This window comes from Lysobacter defluvii IMMIB APB-9 = DSM 18482, assembly GCF_000423325.1.
In the GTDB taxonomy this organism is placed as follows: Bacteria; Pseudomonadota; Gammaproteobacteria; order Xanthomonadales; family Xanthomonadaceae; genus Novilysobacter; species Novilysobacter defluvii.
In genome coordinates this window covers 17,233-35,010 of record NZ_AUHT01000012.1, presented here as the reverse complement: position 1 = coordinate 35,010, position 17,778 = coordinate 17,233, and the positions used below count along the sequence as shown (strand labels likewise).

At 72.3% G+C, this 17,778-nt stretch carries 12 protein-coding genes; 6 read left to right on the top strand and 6 right to left on the bottom strand.

Annotation, left to right across the window (positions count from 1 at the left end; translation table 11 throughout):
• The first annotated feature begins 265 nt into the window (after window positions 1–265).
• Window positions 266–2,170, top strand: a complete 1,905-nt coding sequence (gene mnmG, locus G545_RS0110685; protein WP_027070374.1) for a tRNA uridine-5-carboxymethylaminomethyl(34) synthesis enzyme MnmG — start codon at window positions 266–268, stop codon at window positions 2,168–2,170.
• Complete coding sequence (locus tag G545_RS0110680) at window positions 2,158–3,450, top strand: sialidase family protein (protein ID WP_052106924.1); 1,293 nt, start codon at window positions 2,158–2,160, stop codon at window positions 3,448–3,450. The genes mnmG and G545_RS0110680 overlap by 13 nt, the downstream gene beginning before the upstream one ends.
• A gap of 2 nt (window positions 3,451–3,452) precedes the next feature.
• Here G545_RS0110680 and G545_RS0110675 read toward each other — a convergent pair whose 3' ends face one another.
• Window positions 3,453–4,664, bottom strand: a complete 1,212-nt coding sequence (locus G545_RS0110675; RefSeq protein ID WP_027070372.1) for an acyltransferase family protein — start codon at window positions 4,662–4,664, stop codon at window positions 3,453–3,455.
• Between the two features lie 152 nt (window positions 4,665–4,816).
• On the opposite strand from G545_RS0110675, the gene G545_RS0110670 reads away from it, so the two are divergent.
• Window positions 4,817–5,722, top strand: coding sequence for a LytTR family DNA-binding domain-containing protein (locus tag G545_RS0110670; RefSeq protein ID WP_081677856.1), 906 nt, complete (start codon window positions 4,817–4,819; stop codon window positions 5,720–5,722).
• Window positions 5,723–5,794: 72 nt separating this feature from the next.
• Window positions 5,795–6,874 carry an SDR family oxidoreductase gene (locus G545_RS0110665; protein ID WP_027070370.1) on the top strand — a complete coding sequence of 360 codons (1,080 nt, stop codon included), beginning with the start codon at window positions 5,795–5,797 and terminating at the stop codon, window positions 6,872–6,874.
• 85 nt (window positions 6,875–6,959) lie between these two features.
• Here the strand turns inward: G545_RS0110665 and G545_RS0110660 are convergent, their stop codons facing one another.
• The 5 genes from G545_RS0110660 to glyQ form a co-directional block, all read right to left on the bottom strand.
• On the bottom strand, window positions 6,960–10,955 hold the full coding sequence (locus tag G545_RS0110660) for a translocation/assembly module TamB domain-containing protein (RefSeq protein ID WP_043711706.1): 3,996 nt from the start codon (window positions 10,953–10,955) through the stop codon (window positions 6,960–6,962).
• Complete coding sequence (locus G545_RS0110655) at window positions 10,955–12,748, bottom strand: autotransporter assembly complex protein TamA (protein ID WP_027070368.1); 1,794 nt, start codon at window positions 12,746–12,748, stop codon at window positions 10,955–10,957. The genes G545_RS0110660 and G545_RS0110655 overlap by 1 nt, the downstream gene beginning before the upstream one ends.
• 63 nt (window positions 12,749–12,811) lie before the next feature.
• Window positions 12,812–14,914: a glycine--tRNA ligase subunit beta gene (gene glyS / locus G545_RS0110650; RefSeq protein ID WP_027070367.1), complete on the bottom strand. Its 2,103-nt coding sequence runs from the start codon at window positions 14,912–14,914 to the stop codon at window positions 12,812–12,814.
• Window positions 14,911–15,150: a hypothetical protein gene (locus tag G545_RS0110645; protein ID WP_027070366.1), complete on the bottom strand. Its 240-nt coding sequence runs from the start codon at window positions 15,148–15,150 to the stop codon at window positions 14,911–14,913. Before G545_RS0110645 ends, glyS begins: the two co-directional genes overlap by 4 nt.
• Window positions 15,147–16,076: a glycine--tRNA ligase subunit alpha gene (gene glyQ, locus G545_RS0110640; protein ID WP_027070365.1), complete on the bottom strand. Its 930-nt coding sequence runs from the start codon at window positions 16,074–16,076 to the stop codon at window positions 15,147–15,149. Before glyQ ends, G545_RS0110645 begins: the two co-directional genes overlap by 4 nt.
• A 69-nt stretch (window positions 16,077–16,145) precedes the next feature.
• On the opposite strand from glyQ, the gene G545_RS0110635 reads away from it, so the two are divergent.
• Window positions 16,146–16,880: a glutamine amidotransferase gene (locus G545_RS0110635; RefSeq protein WP_027070364.1), complete on the top strand. Its 735-nt coding sequence runs from the start codon at window positions 16,146–16,148 to the stop codon at window positions 16,878–16,880.
• Window positions 16,881–16,912: 32 nt separating this feature from the next.
• A complete protein-coding gene (locus tag G545_RS0110630; RefSeq protein WP_027070363.1) occupies window positions 16,913–17,749 on the top strand; it encodes a BPSS1780 family membrane protein in 837 nt (278 codons plus the stop codon).
• Window positions 17,750–17,778 lie beyond the last annotated feature (29 nt).

Genomic DNA, 17,778 nt, shown 5'->3' with positions numbered 1-17,778 from the left:
GCGCCCACAACGCAACAAGCCCCGCCTGGTGCGGGGCTTGTTGCGTTACGGGGCACCAATGGCCGGCATGCAGGCAAAAAAAAGGGCCGGACGTCCCCCGACATTCCGGCCCTGGCTTCCCTTGCAGGCGCGTGGTTGGCCCCTGTTCCAATTCCAACCGGCGCTGCGCGCCTGCCCTGCAAGGTGCAGGAAGATAAACGCACGATCCGTGCCAAGGTTTACCTACACCAGCGTGCGGGGGCGTCAAAGGTAGAATCCCGAGGGCATGAACGACTTCTTCCGCCATGACGTGATCGTGGTCGGTGGCGGCCACGCCGGCACCGAAGCCGCGCTCGCCGCCGCCCGCGCCGGCGCACGCACGCTGCTGCTCACCCACGCCATCGAGACCATTGGCGCGATGAGCTGCAATCCCGCCATCGGCGGCATCGGCAAGGGCCACCTGGTGCGCGAGATCGACGCGCTGGGCGGGGTGATGGCGCGCGCCGCGGACGCGGCCGGCATCCAGTGGCGGCGGCTCAACGCCAGCAAGGGGCCGGCGGTGCGCGCCACCCGCTGCCAGGCCGACCGCAACCTCTACCGCGGCTTCATCCGCCGCGCCGTCGAGGCCCAGCCCGGACTGACCGTGTTCCAGGCCGGCGTCGACGACCTGCTCTTCGAGTCCGGGCGGGTGACCGGCGTGCTGACCCAGACCGGCCTGCGCTTCCACGCACCGGCCGTGGTGCTGACCGCCGGTACCTTCCTGGCCGGCAAGGTCCACGTCGGCCAGGCCACGCATGCCGCGGGCCGCGCCGGCGAGCCGCCGGCCAACACCCTGGCCAGGAAGCTGCGCGAAGGGCCGTTCAAGGTCGACCGGCTCAAGACCGGTACGCCGCCTCGCATCGACGGCCGCAGCCTCGACTACACGGTGCTCGAGCGCCAGCCCGGGGACGATCCGCGGCCGGTGTTCTCCTTCCTGGGCAGCCGCGGCGACCACCCGCGCCAGGTCGACTGCTGGATCGCCCACACCAGCGAGCGCACCCACGACATCATCCGCGGCGCGCTGGACCGCAGCCCGCTGTACACCGGCCAGATCGAAGGCATCGGCCCGCGCTACTGCCCCTCGATCGAGGACAAGGTGGTGCGCTTCGCGGACAAGGCCAGCCACCAGGTGTTCGTCGAGCCCGAGGGCCTGGACGTCACCGAGATCTACCCGAACGGCATCTCGACCTCGCTGCCCTTCGAGGTCCAGCTGGAGCTGGTGCGCAGCATCCGCGGTTTCGAGAACGCCCACGTCACCCGGCCGGGCTACGCCATCGAGTACGACTTCTTCGATCCGCGCGGCCTGAAGCCGACGCTGGAGACGCGCACGGTCGAAGGGCTGTTCTTCGCCGGCCAGATCAACGGCACCACCGGCTACGAGGAAGCCGCCGCGCAGGGCCTGCTGGCGGGACTCAACGCGGCGCGGCAGGTACGGGGCGAGGAGGGCTGGTGCCCGCGGCGCGACCAGGCCTACCTGGGCGTGCTGGTCGACGACCTGATCACCCACGGCACCAGCGAGCCCTACCGGATGTTCACCAGCCGCGCCGAGTACCGGCTGCAGCTGCGCGAGGACAATGCCGACCTGCGGCTGACCCCCATCGGGCGGGAGTTCGGGCTGGTCGATGACACGCGGTGGTCGGCATTCGAGGCCAAGCGCGAGGCGATCGGGCGCGAGTCGGCGCGGCTGGCGGCGCTTTGGGCCTCGCCCGGCAACGCCCTGGGGCGGGAAATCGCCGCCACCCTGGGCGTCGAACTCAGCCGGGAGACCAGCGCGCGCGACCTGCTGCGGCGCCCCGAGGTCGACTATGCGCAGCTGCTCCGGGTGCCTTCGCTGGCACCCGCGGTGGAGGATCCGGCGGTGGCCGAGCAGGTCGAGATCGACGTCAAGTACGCCGGCTACCTGGAGCGCCAGCGCGGGGAGATCGAGCGCGCGCTTCGGCACGAGGAGACCGCGATCCCGGAGGACTTCGACTACGCCGGGGTGCGCGGGCTGTCCGCCGAGGTCGCCGGCAAGCTCGAGCAGGTCCGTCCGCTGACCGTCGGCCAGGCACGGCGGATCCCGGGCATCACCCCCGCGGCGATCTCCCTGCTGCTGGTCCACCTGGAGCGCGCACGGCGGACGCGGGGTACCCTCCCGCCATGCGAATCCTGACCGTCCTTGGCCTGATCGGCCTGCTTGCCGCCTGCAGCCCGGCGGAACACGAAACCCCGGCCCCCGCGGTCGACGCCGCCGCACCTGTGCTGGAGGCCGAGGACTGGCCGCTCCCGGCACCCGACGGTGCGGCGCAGGCGGACCTGGTCCGTGCCCCCGACGGCGACCTGCTGCTGTCCTGGCTGGAGCCGGACGCGGGCGGCCATGCCCTGTTCTTCTCGCGCTGGGCCGCGGACGCCTGGTCCGGGCGCCGGCAGATCGCCCGCGGCAGCGACTGGTTCGTCAACTGGGCCGATTTCCCGCACATCCTGGCCACGGCCGACGGCGCGCTGTGGGCGCACTGGCTGCAGAAGTCCGCCGCCGCGACCTACGCCTACGACGTCGCGCTGGTGCGCTCGGTGGACCAGGGCGGGAGCTGGTCGGTGCCGGTGCTGGTCAATGACGACGGCACCCCCACCGAGCACGGGTTCGTGTCGCTGTGGCCCGCCGGCAGTGACGGAATCGGGATCGCCTGGCTGGACGGCCGGGAAATGGCACATACGCCGGACGCGCCGCCCGCAGCGGGACGCGAAGGACATGCCGCGCACGGGGGCGCGATGACGCTGCGGGCCGCGCGCTTCGACGCCGGACTGCAGCGACTCGACGAGGTGCGCATCGACGGGCGGGTGTGCGACTGCTGCCAGACCGCGGTCGCGATCACCGATCGCGGGCCGCTGTTGCTGTACCGCGACCGGGGTCCCGGCGAGATCCGCGACATCGCCGCCGCGCGCCTGGAGGACGGCGCCTGGACCGGGCTGGGCACGGTGCATGACGACGGCTGGGAAATGCGCGCGTGCCCCGTGAACGGGCCGGCCGTGGCGGCATCGGGAAAGGACGTGGTGGCGGCCTGGTACACCGCGGCCGGCGGGACACCGCAGGTGCGGCTTGCGCGTTCGGCCGACGCCGGCGACCGCTTCGACCTGCCGCTGATCGTGGACGAGGGCGAGGCCGTGCAGGGGCGGGTGGACGTCGTGCTCACCGCCGGCGCGGCCTGGGTGCTCTGGCTGCGCGAGGAAGCGGGCAGGCAGTCGCTGTGGCTTGCCCGCTACGGTGCCGGCCAGGGTGATCCAGCGAAGGTCGAGCTGGCGACGCTGCAGGGCCGCGGCCGTGGCACCGGGTTCCCGCACCTCGTCGCCGATGGCGATGGCGTGCGGGCGGTATGGACCGAGGTGGCGGGTGGGATCCCAACCCTACGGGGAGCCCGGGTGCGCGTGGCGCAGGGCCCTCCCGCGAACGGCTGAAGTCAGGCCCGGGCCGGGAGCACCGCCGGAGCCGGCGCCCGCCCGGCGCGCGGCCGCGCGGGAAGCCCGAACAGCGGCCGCAGCAGCGGCGTACGGCGGATCACCAGTTCGTGCAGTACGGCACACCCGCCGATCGTCGCGATCAGTACCAGCAGCGGCTCGGCCACCGGACCCAGGTCGTACGGGATCAGCCAGTACGCCGCGGCAACGGTCAGGCTCTGGTGCAGCACGTACCAGGGGAACACCGCCTCGGTGGCGTAGGGCAGCCAGCGCCAGGGACGATCCAGCAGCACTTTGCCCCACGCGAGCAATGCCAACAGTGCCGTCCACCAGTACAGCGCGTGGGCCGCGCGGGAAACCAGCCACCACGCCTGCGGCGGCAGGAGCGCCGGTGCTTCGGCCGGCAGCACCCGCCCCGCCACGCGCAGGCCCATGTAGACCGTGGCCGCGGCAAAGGCCACGGACGCGAAGCGCCAGCGCAGCTTCACCAGCCCCTCCCAGAAGCCCTCGCCGCGGCTGGCCAGCAGCCCGGCGACGAATACCGGGAAATACTCGGCATGGTTGCCCCAGTCGTCCGCCAGCGCATGGGTGCTGGGGAAGCGGGGATCGATCCACACCAGCACCGCCATCATCCACAGCGGCGGCAGCGTCCACAGCAGCCAGCGTCCGCGCGAGCACAGCCAGTCGCGCGCGCGCGTGGCCGCCGTCCCGCGGAGCGCCGCCCAGCCGGCGATCGCGACCAGGCTGTACACCCACAGGTAGGGCAGGTACCACAGGTGGTTCCAGGTGAAGCCGTACTCCGCGCCCGCGAAGCCGGCCTCCGGCCACGGCCGCAGCTGGAGGTAGCGGGCGAGGAAGGCCCAGAACCCGGGTTCGACCGTGCCCAGCAGGCGCGCCTCGCAGTACGCCTGCATCGGTACCACCAGCACGATGCCCGCCACCAGCGGCAACAGCAGGCGCCAGCTGCGGTCACCCGCCCAGCGAAGTGGTGAACGCCGCGGCAGCGCCAGTCCCAGCGTGATGCCGGACAGCAGGAACAGCAGCGCCATCCGCCAGCGGTTGACCAGGACCATCGGCCACTCGACCCAGCCGAGTACGTGGGGGCTCTTCACGTGGAAGCCCCAGCCGTCCACGTAGACCATGCCGGCGTGGTACAGGATCAGGACCGCGAAGGCGGCGACGCGAAGGGTGTCGATGTCGTGGCGGCGTTCCATGGGGATGCGGGGCAGTCGGGGTGGACCGAGGCTGGCCCGCACGGCCGCGTCGCGCTCCACGCAAGTGATTGATCCCGCGGGAACAGTGATGAACGGTGGAATGGCGGGACGAGTCGCCACTGCCCCTTGGTTCATCGCCCTAGAATCGCGGCATGCCTGAACTCCCCACGCCGGTGGGCACGGGCGCGGCCGTGCCCACCGGCGCCGCGCATCCGGTGCCCCGTCCCGTCTCCCGCCGGCGGCCGCTGGAGATCGCGTTCTGGGTCATCGACGCGGTCGTCGGCACGGTGGCCGCAAGCCTCACGGTGCACATGGACCACGTGCGCGAGGGGCTCGCGTACGCAGCGTGGGAACCCTGGGTCTGGGAAGGCTCCAGCCGGTTGATGGTGCTGCTGCTCGTGCCCGCGGTGGTCTGGTTCACCGCGCGCTGGCCGCTGCACTTCGACACCTGGCGGCGGCACCTGCCGCTCTACCTGCTGGCCAGCCTCGCCTGGTCGCTGCTGCACGTGGGCGGCATGGTCGTCCTGCGCGAGGCCGCCTACGCGATGCAGGGCCTGGAGTACGACTTCGGCGACGTGCTGCGCCAGTTCGGGTACGAGTACCTCAAGGACATCCGCAGCTTCGCCGGCATCGTGCTGGTGCTGCACCTGTACCGCTTCGTCCTGCGCCGGCTCCAGGGCGAGGCCGCGCTGCTGGCACCGCCCGACGACGGCAGCGCCCCCGTGGAGCCGGTCGACCGGCCGGAGCGTTTCCTGGTCCGCAAGCTGGGCCGCGAGTTCCTGGTCGCCGCGCGCGACATCGAGCACGTGCAGGCCGCCGGTAACTACGCAAACCTGCACGTCCACGGCCGCGAGTATCCGCTGCGCACGACGCTCTCGGAGCTGGAGCAGCGGCTCGACCCGGCGCGGTTCACGCGGGTGCACCGCAGCTGGATCGTGAACCTGGATGCGATCGAGTCCATCGAGCCACTGGAAAGCGGCGATGCCCGGCTGCTGATGCGCGGCGGCACGCAGGTCCCGTGCAGCCGCCGCTACCGCGACCGGCTGCGGAACGGGTAGGCGCCGCCGTCCTACACGCACGTCCAACACCGCCTTTGCTTTGCTCGGCAGTCCCCCACCAGGAGCGAGGCGATGGCGACCAGCAAGAGTGCCAAGAAGGCGGTCACGAAGAAGACCACCGCGAAGAAGACAGCCGCGGCCCGCGGAGCCGCCGGCGGCGGGACGGACCAGGGCAAGCCCGGCCGCAAGCTCGCGCGGCAGGCCGAGGAGGTCGCCCGCGAGCAGCGCGAGGTGCAGGATGCCATCGAGGCCAAGCCCAGGAAGAAGGCGAAGAAGGCCCCGGCGAAGACCGGCGCCCGCAAGCAGCCGCGCAACCCGATGCCGGCCCAGCACCTGGAAAAGCCCGGCAACGAGCACGAGCTGGAGCTCGCCCCGCGCTACATGGCGCCGGACTACAAGGGCAGCGGCAAGCTCGAGGGCATGGCGGCGATCGTCACCGGGGCCGACTCGGGCATCGGCCGCTCGGTTGCCGTGCTGTTCGCCCGCGAGGGCTGCGACGTGGCGGTGCTGCACCTGGACGAGGACGAGGATGCCGACACCACCCGCCAGGCGGTCGAGGCCGAGGGCGCGCGCTGCATCGTCCTGAAGGGCGACGTCGGCGACACGAAATTCTGCGAGAAGGCGGTCAAGCAGACGCTCAAGGCCTTCGGCCGGCTCGACGTGCTGGTGAACAACGCGGCCTTCCAGCAGCACGCGCAGTCGATCACCGACATCAGCGACGAGCAGTTCGACCAGACCCTGCGCACCAACATCGGCGGCTACTTCCGCATGGCGCGCGCCGCCATCCCGCACATGCAGGAAGGCGCGAGCATCATCAACACCGGCTCGGAGGTGGCGCTGTTCGGCAGCCCGCAGCTGCTGGACTACTCGATCACCAAGGGCGCGATCCACGTCTTCACCAAATCCCTGGCCTCGCAGCTGCTGGGCAAGGGCATCCGCGTGAACTGCGTGGCCCCCGGCCCGATCTGGACCCCCCTCAACCCCGCCGACCGCCCCGCCGAGGAGGTCGCCGAGTTCGGCAAGGACAGCGACATGGGCCGGCCCGGGCAGCCGGAGGAGATGGCGCCGGCGTACGTGCTGCTGGCCTCGCCGGTGTGCTCGAGCTACATCAACGGCGCGATCCTGCCGGCGATGGGTGGGCCGAGGGGGTAAAGCAAAAGCAGCCCTCATCCGCCCTTCGGGCACCTTCTCCCGCAAGCGGGAGAAGGGACGGGGCGGTGCGCGGAGAAGGGAAGGACTACCGCTCCGTCCGCCAGTTCACCGAGCCGCGGTTCTCGATCGTGCTCGACTCGATCTCGATGTCGAAGCCCCGCGACAGCAGGTACTTCAGCGTCAGCACCTGCCCGGTGCCCAGCAGCGAGACGCCGTAGCTGACGTACAGGCGGGGCGAGAGGTACTTGCCGACGCCCAGCACGCTGCCGCCCAGCGCGCGGCTCTGCATCAGGCCGGCGTCGTCCAGGCCGATCTGCTCGCCGACGCGGGAGGCGAGCAGGCCGCTGCCGGCGGTGAGGGCGGCGCTGGCGGCGTTGAGCTCGCCGCGTTCGGCGCCGGTCAGGGTCGACAACGGGCGGCCCAGGGTCAGCCACGCGAGCGCCTCGGACTGGGAGCTGGCCGGGTTGGCCCAGACCTCCGCCTCCAGGCTGCTGACGCGGCCGGTGACGTTCACGCCGGCGGTGACGTCGCCGATCACCCGCTCGGCCACCAGGTTCACGACCGGGTCGCCGATCGGGTCGTTCGACCAGCTCAACCGGCCCGTGCGCACCCGCAGGTCCTGCCCGTAAGCCTGGTAGCGGCCGCGGACGTCCAGGTGGCCGGAAGCCGCCATCTCGCGCCCCGGACGGGAGCGGATCCGAAGCTCGCCGCCCAGGCCGGCGTCCAGGCCGAAGCCGGTCAGCTCGACGTCCTCGCCCACGCGCAGCACCAGGTCCATGTCCAGCGGAGCCGCCGGGCCCCCGGTGTCTTCCGGGTCGACGGGGTCGAGCACCACGACGTCCTCGGACGGCGAGACGCCACTGTCCAGGTCCTCCAGGTCGATCCGTGCCTCCGGCACGGTGACCGAGCCGGTCAGGCGCAGCGGTTCGCCGGCCCGGTAGCGCACCTGCAGGTCGGGGCTGGCGGTGGCGTGCAGGTCGGGGGTGTTGACCACCAGCACGTCTTCGCCGGTGATCGCCAGTTGCAGCGGGGTGTCCTGGCCACGCCAGCCGAGGCTGCCGTCGACCCGCAGGACCCCACCACCTTCGCCACCAGCGGCCGGCGTCGTGCGGATGCTGCCGGCGATGCGGGCGTTGCCGTCGGGGAGCGCATCCAGCTGGACGGTGCCGTCCTCGATGCGGATCGCCAGTGCCGGCAACTCGGTACGGAAACCGGTGAGCCGCGCCTCGCCGCCGATTGCCGGCGCATCGCGGGTTCCGCCCAGCTGCAGCCGTGCGGTCAGCAGTCCCTCCGGCTCGACCACGTCGGGCGAGAACAGCTCCAGCCAGGTCAGCTCGTGGATCCGCAGGTCGAGCTGGCCGTTGAGCGGCGCGTACGCGTCCCAGCCCGTCACCACCGTGGCGTCGATGCGGCCCTGTTCGTTGAGGTCGGCGGCGAGCGTGGCGTCGATGCCCTGCGGGCGCAGCTCGGCCTCCAGCTGCAGGTTGCGGTAGGCAAACAGCGCGCTGCGTGCCCGTTCGCTCCCGCGCAGGCCGCCGGCGGCAGAGTCGACCCGCACGTGACCGGTCCAGCCGTTGCCTTGCGGGCGGAGAAGAGCGTCGATGTCCACCTCGCCATCGAGCACCCACGGACGGCCCGGCTCCTGTTCAGGCAGCCATGCCGCGGCCAGCGAGAGCGGCAGTCCGTTGCCGTCGACCTGCAGGCCGTTGCGGGGCCAGTCGGCATCGGCGCAGAGGCTGCCGCCCGCGGAGGACGCCAGGCAGGCGCCGTCCAGCCGCAGGTTGCCGCCGCCGAAGGCGAAGCGGGCCGGCTGCTGCAGGGTCCACCCGGCGCCGCGCGCGGGGTCCAGCTGGAGGCTCGCGAGCTGCCCGCTCCATCCGGCGCCTTGCTGCCCGACATTGCCGGTGAGCGCCACGCTGCCCAGCTCCGCGTCGGCGCTGCCCTGCAGCTGCATGTCCTGCAGGGTGCCGGTCGCCGCCAGCTCGACGCGATCCAGGGCCAGCCCCGCCTGCACGCCGCTGGCGCTCACCTGCAGAGCGCCGGCGCGCCCCGCGGCGGGCAGCCGGCCGTCCAGGCGGAGCGACGCGGCCGCGTAGTCGTTCCAGGCCAGGCCCTCGCCGGTCAGGTCGGCTTCGATGCCGGGCAGCGGCAGCGGACCGTCCAGCCGGACCTGTCCCTGCAGGGTGCCGCCCGCACCGGGCAGCAGGTCCGACAGGTGCAGGGGGCGCAGGTCGATGTCGGCATCAATGGCCTCGGCGAAGGTGCCGCGGGCATCGATGCGCGAATTGCCCACCGACAGCGCGGCCTCGCCTTCGAAGCGGCTCGCCGCGTCCGGCCTGGTGGCACCATGCATGGCGAAGCGTGCCTCCCCGTCCAGCGCGCGCCCGCGCAGGGTGCCGCCGATGCCGGTGAGCGCCGCCTCCAGGTCCAGCCCGCCGTCCTCGCGCGTGGAGCCGCTGGTCACCAGCCGCCCGTCGACGGCGCCATCCCAACCGGGTGCGAAGTAGCCCGGATCGAAGCCGCGCAGGTCGCCCTCGATGTCCCAGCCCAGCCCCGGGGCCCACGCGACCTGGCCGCTGCCCTGCAGCTCGCCGCCGGGCATCAGCACGGCGAGCATCGGCAACTGCAGGCGCTCCTTGTCGCCGCGACCGTCCACGCGCACGGTCGCCTGCTGCTCGCCGCGGTCCAGCCGGGCCTCGCCTGTGACGGTCCAGTCGTCCATCACCCCGGCGATGCCCAGCTCGGCCGAGGCGCGGACCACCGGGCCATCGGGCGCATCCACGCCGCCGCCCCACTCCAGCCCGCGCGCCGCGACGCCGGCGCGGAAGCGGCCCGCCCCCGGTTCGCTGAAATCGCCACTACCGGTTACCCGCAGCGTTCCGCCCAGCAGTTCGAGCTCCAGCGGATCGACCTCGATCGCCTGCTCGGCCAGGTGGACCCGCGAGGGCAGCAGGCGGACCTCGAAGTCGCCCTGGCGGAATTCACCGCGCATCCTCGCGTCACCCGCCAGCCCGGTCGCGTGCAGCTCCAGCTCCATCGGCGCGGCCGCCGGGTCCGCTTCCGCCCCGGTCAGCAGGCCCGGGTCGAGTGCATCGGCGAACGCGTCCAGTTGCCACTGCGGCGCTTCCCGGCTGGCCATGCCGGGACCGTCGCCAACCACGCCGTCGGGCTTGCCGCGCAGGACCAGCGTCGCGCGTACCTCGCCCGGGGCACGCCCGGCGACGGCGACCTCCATCTCCGCCAGGTCGCCACGCGCGACCAGGCCCAGCCGGGCCGGGGTGCGGCCCGCTGCCGCCGGCAGCACGGCGGTGGCGAGCAGGTCGGTGCGATAGTCGTCCCGCGGCGCGTAGGTACCCTCGGCGGTGAAGTGGCCCATGTCGGTGTCGGCGTCGACGGCGCGCAGCTCCAGCCGGCCATCCTCGGCCAGCAGCCCGCCGCGCAACCTGCGGACGTGGATCACGTGCTCGCCCGGTGCGGCGTCCTCGTTGAGCACGGTGAAGTCGTCGACGCGGATGTCGTTGGCCAGCACGTCCAGCGGCGGCGCGATCTCCGGCAGCACCTCCGGCCATTCCGGCAGCCGGAACGGCGCCTCGGTGTGCGGCAGCAGCAGGGTCGCGCCCTCCACTTCCAGCGCGTCCAGGCGCAGCCGCCGTCCCAGTAGTGGACCCAGCGCGGGGTCGATCATCACCCTGCGGGCGAAGAACTCCAGCGTGCCGGTCTCGCACGGGGTGTCCGCGCTGGGAACGCACTCCGCGTCGCGCTGGCGCGGCATCGTAAAGCGCACGTCGTACAGCGCCAGCGGCCCGGAGGCGGGGCCTTCCGCGCGCTCCCAGGTCAGCGTGGTGTCGGCCGGCAGCCGCGCCACGATCTGCGCCATCAGGAACTCGCGGCCGCCGATCGTGCCCAGCACCCAGTAGCCGACCACCACCAGCAGCAGCACCAGGCCGCCGGCCACGAACACCGAGCGCACCGCCAGCTTGCGCAGCCGCGCCTCGCGCCGGGCCCGCAGTTCGGCGATGCGCGCCTCGCGCTCCTCGCGCGTCGGCTCGCCGGGACCGGGCTCGCGGAATACCGGTGCCATCAGAGGTCCGCTCCCACGCTGAGGTAGATCTGGAAGGAGGAGTCCGGGTCGTCCAGGCCGTGTGCCACGTCGAGGCGCACCGGCCCGACCGGCGACCGCCAGCGCACGCCCGCGCCCACGCCGGTGTGCCAGTCCGGGTCACTGTCGAAGGCGCTGCCGCCGTCCACGAACGCCGCCGCGCCCCACTGCTCGGTGAAGTAGTGCTCGAACTCCACGCTTCCGGTGGCGACGTTCTTCGCACCCAGCGCGTAGAGCTTGCCGTCGGGTCCCAGGTGCCGCGGCCCCACCTCGCGCCATGCATAGCCGCGGATGCTGCGGTCGCCGCCGGCGAAGAAGCGCAGGCTCGGCGGCATCGCCACCAGCTCGTCGGTGAAGGTGTGGCCGAGTTCGCCGCGCACGATCAGCCGGTTGCGCTCGCCCAGTCCACGGAACCAGCTCACCGTCGCCCGGACCTGGCCGAAGTTGGCGTCGGTGCCGAGCCCTTCCACGCCGCCGCGCAGCATCAGCGTGCCGGCCAGGCCGTCGCGCGGGTAGACCAGGTCGTCCGCGTCGATGTACTCGGCGCGGATCGAGGGGAAGGTGTAGGTCGCGTAGCGGAAGTCCGGCGGGTCGGGATCGCCGTTGCCGTTGACCGCCACGTAGGACCAGCGCTCGCGCAGCGCGTGCAGCGACGCGATCGCGGTGAGGTGGTCGTTGACCTCGCCGCTGCGGCTGGCGACGAACTCGATGCGGCGGTTGTCCAGCCAGTCGGTCTGCTCGTCGGCGGCCTGGGCGCTGAAGGTGTACCAGCCATCGAGCCAGGCGAAGGCGGGGATGCGGTACTGGGCGGTCAGGGTCTTGCGGCGCTGCGCCCAGTCCAGCTGCGCCAGGGCCTTGTGGCCACGGGTATTGACGTAGCGCCGCTCCAGGCCGAGCCGGATGCCGGCGCCGGAGTCGGTGCCGTAGCTCAGGCCCGCGCTGTACACGCTGCGCTTGGCCGGCGTCAGCACCACGTCCACCGGCACCTGCAGGCCCTCGGCATCATCCGGGCGAGGCTCGATGTCGATGGCGGCGAAGTAGTCGAGCCGCGTCAGCGAGTCGCGCAGCCGGTCCAGCTTGCCCTGGTGGTAGTAGCTGCCCTGCTCCCAGTACACCAGCTTGTCGAGGAGGGACTGGCGGATGATCGTCTCCGGCGTCTGCTCGAAGTGGATCGGGCCCATGTCGTAGCGCGGGCCGCTGTCCCAGACCAGCTCGATGTCGGCCGCCTCGTCGGCGCGGGTGACCTCGACCCGGCGGCTGATGAAGTCGGCATCGAAGTAGCCGCGCTCGCCCAGCCGGCGGCTGATGCGGTTGCGGCTGGCCTCGTACAGCAGGTGCTCGAACACGTCGCCCTGCCGCGGCAGGAACGCCGCCAGGTCCTGCTGCAGGTAGAAGTCGTCGGTGCCCTCGCCCTCGATCGCGATGTCGGCGTGGCGCACCCGGACCGGCGCGCCCGGCACCACGGTGATGTCGACCACGAAGCTCCCGCGGCCATCCCCGCTCTCGCTGCGCTCGACGTGGATCTCGGGGGAGTAGTAGCCGAACGGCTCAAGCGCCTCGCGGGTTTCGTCCTCGGCCTCCCGCACCAGGTGCCCGAGGCGGCGCCACGACATCTCCCGGCCCTGCCCCCGGACCAGCGAGAGGGAGGCGAGCACGTTGTCCTCCATCGCCTCCTCGAGGCCATGGACACGGACCGCGGTGACCTCGGCCGCGTGGGCCGCGCCGCCGGCGAGAAGGATCAGCCCGAGGGCGGCAAGGCGGGAGCGAAGGCGCATCGGTGCAGGATACCGTCCGGGCGTCCACGGGCCGTCACCGGCGGGCCCGCGGCGCCCGGTGCATCAGGTCGACAGGTGCTCGATGGCGGCAACGGCCCCGAGCCGGTCGCTCAGGCGCCGCAGCAGGGCCAGCCGGTTGCCGCGCAGCGCCGGGTCCTCGGCATTGACCATCACCGCATCGAAAAACGCGTCCACCTGCGGCCGGAGCTTCGCCAAGCGCGCCAGCGCGGCGACGTAGTCACGCGCGGCCAGCAGCGGGTCGGTATCGGCGATGGCGGCGTCCACTGCCGCGGCCAGCTCGCGCTCGGCGTCCTCCACCAGCAGCGCCGCGTCGACGGCCTCCGGAACCTCGGCCTCCGCCTTGCGCAGGATGTTGCGGCTGCGCTTGTTGGCGGCGGCCAGTGCCTCGGCTTCCGGGCGCCTGGAGAAGTCGGCGATCGCGTGCAGCCGGCGGTCGAAGTCCGGCAGCGACAGGCCGCCCCCGCTGTCCGCGACCGCAAGCACCGCCTCGAACTGCTGCGGGGTGATGCCGCGCTCGGCGTAGTAGCCACGCAGGCGGTCATGCACGAAGCCGCGCAACTCGCCCGCGTCCGCGCGCGACGGTTGCTTGCCCACCTGCACCTCGCCCACGCCTTCCACTGCCCGTGCGAGCAGGGCGTCGAGCGGCAGGTCGATGCCGCCCTCGATCAGCGTGCGCGCCAGGCCCAGCGCGTTGCGGCGCAGGGCGAAAGGATCCTTGTTGCCGGTCGGCTTGAGCCCGGCGGCGAAGCCACCGGCCAGGGTGTCCAGGCGCTCGGCGATCGCCAGCACGCGGCCCAGGGGCGAGGGCGCGATCGCATCGGCGGCGAAGCGCGGCATCCAGGCCTCGTCCAGCGCCGCCGCGAGCTCCGCCGGCTCGCTGGCGGCGGTGGCGTAGTGGCGCCCGGCGATGCCCTGCAGCTCGGGGAACTCGCCGACCATGCGCGACTGCAGGTCCGCCTTGGACAGCCCCGCGGCGCGGCCCGCCAGCGCCGCATCCACGCCGACCTGCGGCGCGATCCACTGGGCGAGCGCGCCGACCCGCGCCACCTTGTCGGCCACGCTGCCCAGCGAGGCCTGGTAGGTCACGTTGGCCAGGCCCTCGTTCATCGCCGCGAGCCCGTCCTTCAGGTCCTCCTCGAAGAAGAACCGGGCGTCGGCGAAGCGCGGGCGGATCACCCGCTCGTAGCCCTTGCGGACCTCGTCGACATCGTTCGACTCGATGTTGGCGATGCCGACGAAGTGGCGGGTGAGCCGGCCCTCCGCATCCAGCACCGGGAAGAACTTCTGGTTGGCCTCCATGGTCGCGACCAGTGCCTCGGCCGGGACCTTGAGGAAGCCCTCGTCGAAGCTGCAGGCCACCGCCGACGGCCACTCGACCAGGCCGTTGACCTCCTCGAGCAGGCCCGGGTCGATGCGCGCGGTGCCACCCGCGGCGGACGCGGCCGCTTCGGTTTGCTCGACGATGCGCCCGCGGCGCTCGGCCGGATCGACCAGCACCTTCGCCGCGCGCATGGCCTCGACGTAACCGCCGGGGGCATCAATGCGCACCGCCGCCGGGTGCATGAAGCGGTGGCCGCGGCTGTGGCGGTCGCTGGCCACGTCCATGACCGTCGCTTCGACGACCTCGTCGCCGAGCAGCACCACCAGCCAGTGCACGGGCCGGGCGAAGGCGTGCGCGTGGTCACCCCAGCGCATCGGCTTGGGGATCGGCATGGCGTCGATCGCCTCGGCGATCACTTCGCCCAGCAGCGCCGCGGTGGTGGCGCCCGGCCTCACCGAGCGGTGCACGAAGCGCTCGCCACGGGCATCGGTGGTGCGCTCCAGCGCCGTCCACTCGACCCCCGCCTTGGTGGCGAAACCCTGCAGCGCGCGGGTGGGCTGGCCGTCGGCATCCAGGGCGATGTTGAGGTACGGCCCCAGCACCTCGGACTTCTGCTCCGGCTGCTCGGTGGCCACCGCCGGCAGCAGCACCGCGAGCCGGCGCGGGGTGTACAGCGGCTTCGCATCGCCGCGCTCGACGGCGATCCCGCGCGACTCGAGCGCCGCCAGGACTCCGTCGAAGAACGCTTGCGACAGCCCCGGCAGCGCCTTGACGGGGAGTTCGTCGGTGCCGAGTTCGATCAGCAATGGTTGCATCTGGCTCATGGAATGTCCTTGCGGATCGACAGGTGGGCGCCCAGGTCCTCCCCGGCGGGGGCCGGCGGACGGTCGCGGTTGAGCATCAGCAGCATCACGCCCGCGATGGGCATCAGCACCAGTCCGAACACGAACCACACCCACGGGTTGCGGTTGTTCTGCTGCGCCCAGTAGGCAGCAAAGAACGCGAAGGCGGCCGGTGCCGAATAGAGCAGCAGGAACGCGGTACCCAAAGCCTCGCTCATGCCGCGCGCTCCGTCTTCAGCCCCGGGAAGCCCAGCTTCTCGCGCTGGGCGAAGTACGCCTTCGCCACCGACTGGGCGATCTTCCTCACCCGCAGGATGTAGCGCTGGCGCTCGGTGACGCTGATCGCGCGGCGGGCGTCGAGCAGGTTGAAGCAGTGGCTGGCCTTCATCACCTGCTCGTAGGCGGGCAGCGGCAGGTCCAGCTCGACCAGCTTCGCGGCCTCGGCCTCGCACTCGTCGAAACGCCGCAGCAGCACCCCGACATCGGCGTGCTCGAAGTTGTAGGCGCTCTGCTCGACCTCGTTCTGGTGGTAGACGTCGCGGTAATGCACCGGGGTGCCGTCCGGGCCGTGGGTCCACACCAGGTCGAACACGTCGTCCACGCCCTGCAGGTACATGCACAGGCGTTCCAGGCCGTAGGTGATCTCGCCCAGTACCGGCTTGCACTCCAGGCCGCCGGCCTGCTGGAACCAGGTGAACTGGGTCACCTCCATGCCGTTGAGCCAGACCTCCCAGCCCAGGCCCCAGGCACCCAGCGTCGGCGACTCCCAGTTGTCCTCGACCAGGCGCAGGTCGTGCACCAGCGGGTCCACGCCGAGCGCGCGCAGCGAGTCGAAGTAGAGCTCGACGATGTTGTCCGGCGAGGGCTTCATCGCCACCTGGTACTGGTAGTAGCGCTGCAGGCGGTTGGGGTTCTCGCCGTAACGGCCGTCGGTCGGGCGGCGGCAGGGCTGCACGTAGGCGGCGTTCCACGGCTCCGGCCCGAGCGAGCGGAGGAAGGTCGCCGGGTGGAAGGTGCCCGCGCCCACTTCGAGGTCGAGCGGCTGGATGAGCACGCAGCCCTGCGCCGCCCAGTAGTCGTTCAGGCGCTGGATCAGCTGCTGGAAGGTCGGCGGCGCGGTGCCGGCGGCGGGGGCTTCGGCCATGGGTCATCGGGGCGTGCGGGAAGCCCGCTAGTATACGGCCCACCCCCGTTCACCCTTGCAGGCAGTGCCTTGGCGTCCCGTTCGTCCTCCCCGTTCCTGATCCTCGTCGCCGGCCAGCCGGCAGCGCCCCTTCGCCGCCACGGCGGCTTCGACCACTGGATCCGCGTGGCCGCCGGCCTGGGCCGGGACGACGCCGTGGCCGTCGACGTGGAGCGGGGCGACGAGCTGCCGGGCTTCGACGCGTTCGCGGGCGTGGTGGTCAGCGGTTCGGCGGCGATGGTCACCGAGCGCCGGGAGTGGAGCGAGCGCGCCGCGGCTTGGCTGGCGGAGGCCACCAAGGCCGGATTGCCGGTGCTGGGGATCTGCTACGGCCACCAGCTGCTGGCGCATGCCCTGGGCGGGACCGTGGTCGACAACCCGGAGGGGCGGCGCATGGGCACCTTTGGTGTCGAGCTGCTGCCCGAAGCGCGCAACGATGCGCTGCTGGCACCGCTGCCAGAGCGCTTCCCGGCGCAGATGACCCACGTGCAGCACGTGTCGGTGCCCCCGCCGGGCGCGGTGGTGCTGGCCCGCGCCGAGCATGACCCCTGCCACGCCTTCCGTGTCGGCGACAACGCCTGGGGCGTGCAGTTCCACCCGGAGTTCAGCGCCGCCCACATGCGGGGCTACATCCAGGCCCGGGCGGCGGTGCTGGCCGAAGAGGGCTTCGACGTGCGCGCGCTGATCGATGCGGTCGGCGCGGCACCGCAGGCACGCCGGGTCCTGCGCCGTTTCGTGCATCATTCACGCAACGCGGCGCGCTGAACGCGCGCGTCCAACGAATACCGGGGAACAAGATGGAACCGAACAAGGTCAACGCAGGCAGCGGCGCGCAGTGGCTGCTCGACGGCATCGCGCTGGTGCGGCGCCATCCCGGCCCGCTGCTGGTGATCGGCCTGCTCTACGGCGTGCTGGCCAGCATCCCGGTGCTGAGCCTGGTGGTCGGCGCCCTCGGCGTCGTGCTGATGGGCGGGGTGCTGCTGGCGATCCGCCAGGCCGACCAGGGGCAGTCGCCTGGGGTCGGCACGCTGTTCGCCGCGTTCGGCTCGGGCAAGGTCGCCAGGCTGCTGGTGCTGGTGCTGATCGCCGTCGCCTTCATGCTGCTCATCGCACTGCTGCTGGTGCTGATGCTCGGTGGGGAGGGCATCACCCTGATGCAGCGGATCATCGAGACCACCCCGTCCGGCGGGCAGCCGGACCCGGCGCTGATTGCGCAGCTGCCGGCGGGCCGCCTGCTGGGCTGGTTCGCGGTGATGGTGGTGGTGGCGGTGCTGGTGGGCGTCTACACCTTCTTCTACACCGCGCTGGTGATGTTCACCGACCTGACCGCCGGCCAGGCGCTGCGCACCAGCATGCGCGCCGGTGCGCGCAACCTGCCGGCGCTGCTGGTCTACATGCTGGTGAGCGTCGTGTTCAGCGTGATGGTCATGCTGCTCGCGACCCTCGTGACCAGCCTGCTCGGGATCGCGATCGGAGCGACATGGGCGCAGCTGCTCGCCGGCGTTCTGGTGACCACGGCGGTCGTCCCGGTCGCCGCCGGCGCCATGTACTACGGCTGGCGCCAGGTGTTCGGCGACCGGCTGCCCTCGGCTCCGCTGCAGCCGGAAGACACCGGGTCGGGCTTCCACGCCTGACCCGAGCGGCGCGCGCGCGGCCGGCCGCC

What these genes read in the sequence shown, in the direction of transcription:
- G545_RS0110630 (WP_027070363.1), top strand. Translation starts at nt 16,913, where the DNA reads ATGGAACCGAACAAGGTCAACGCAGGCAGCGGCGCGCAGTGGCTGCTC.
- G545_RS0110665 (WP_027070370.1), top strand. Translation starts at nt 5,795, where the DNA reads ATGGCGACCAGCAAGAGTGCCAAGAAGGCGGTCACGAAGAAGACCACC.
- glyS (WP_027070367.1), bottom strand. Translation starts at nt 14,914, where the DNA reads ATGAGCCAGATGCAACCATTGCTGATCGAACTCGGCACCGACGAACTC.
- G545_RS0110645 (WP_027070366.1), bottom strand. Translation starts at nt 15,150, where the DNA reads ATGAGCGAGGCTTTGGGTACCGCGTTCCTGCTGCTCTATTCGGCACCG.
- G545_RS0110660 (WP_043711706.1), bottom strand. Translation starts at nt 10,955, where the DNA reads ATGGCACCGGTATTCCGCGAGCCCGGTCCCGGCGAGCCGACGCGCGAG.
- mnmG (WP_027070374.1), top strand. Translation starts at nt 266, where the DNA reads ATGAACGACTTCTTCCGCCATGACGTGATCGTGGTCGGTGGCGGCCAC.
- glyQ (WP_027070365.1), bottom strand. Translation starts at nt 16,076, where the DNA reads ATGGCCGAAGCCCCCGCCGCCGGCACCGCGCCGCCGACCTTCCAGCAG.
- G545_RS0110675 (WP_027070372.1), bottom strand. Translation starts at nt 4,664, where the DNA reads ATGGAACGCCGCCACGACATCGACACCCTTCGCGTCGCCGCCTTCGCG.
- G545_RS0110670 (WP_081677856.1), top strand. Translation starts at nt 4,817, where the DNA reads ATGCCTGAACTCCCCACGCCGGTGGGCACGGGCGCGGCCGTGCCCACC.
- G545_RS0110680 (WP_052106924.1), top strand. Translation starts at nt 2,158, where the DNA reads ATGCGAATCCTGACCGTCCTTGGCCTGATCGGCCTGCTTGCCGCCTGC.
- G545_RS0110655 (WP_027070368.1), bottom strand. Translation starts at nt 12,748, where the DNA reads ATGCGCCTTCGCTCCCGCCTTGCCGCCCTCGGGCTGATCCTTCTCGCC.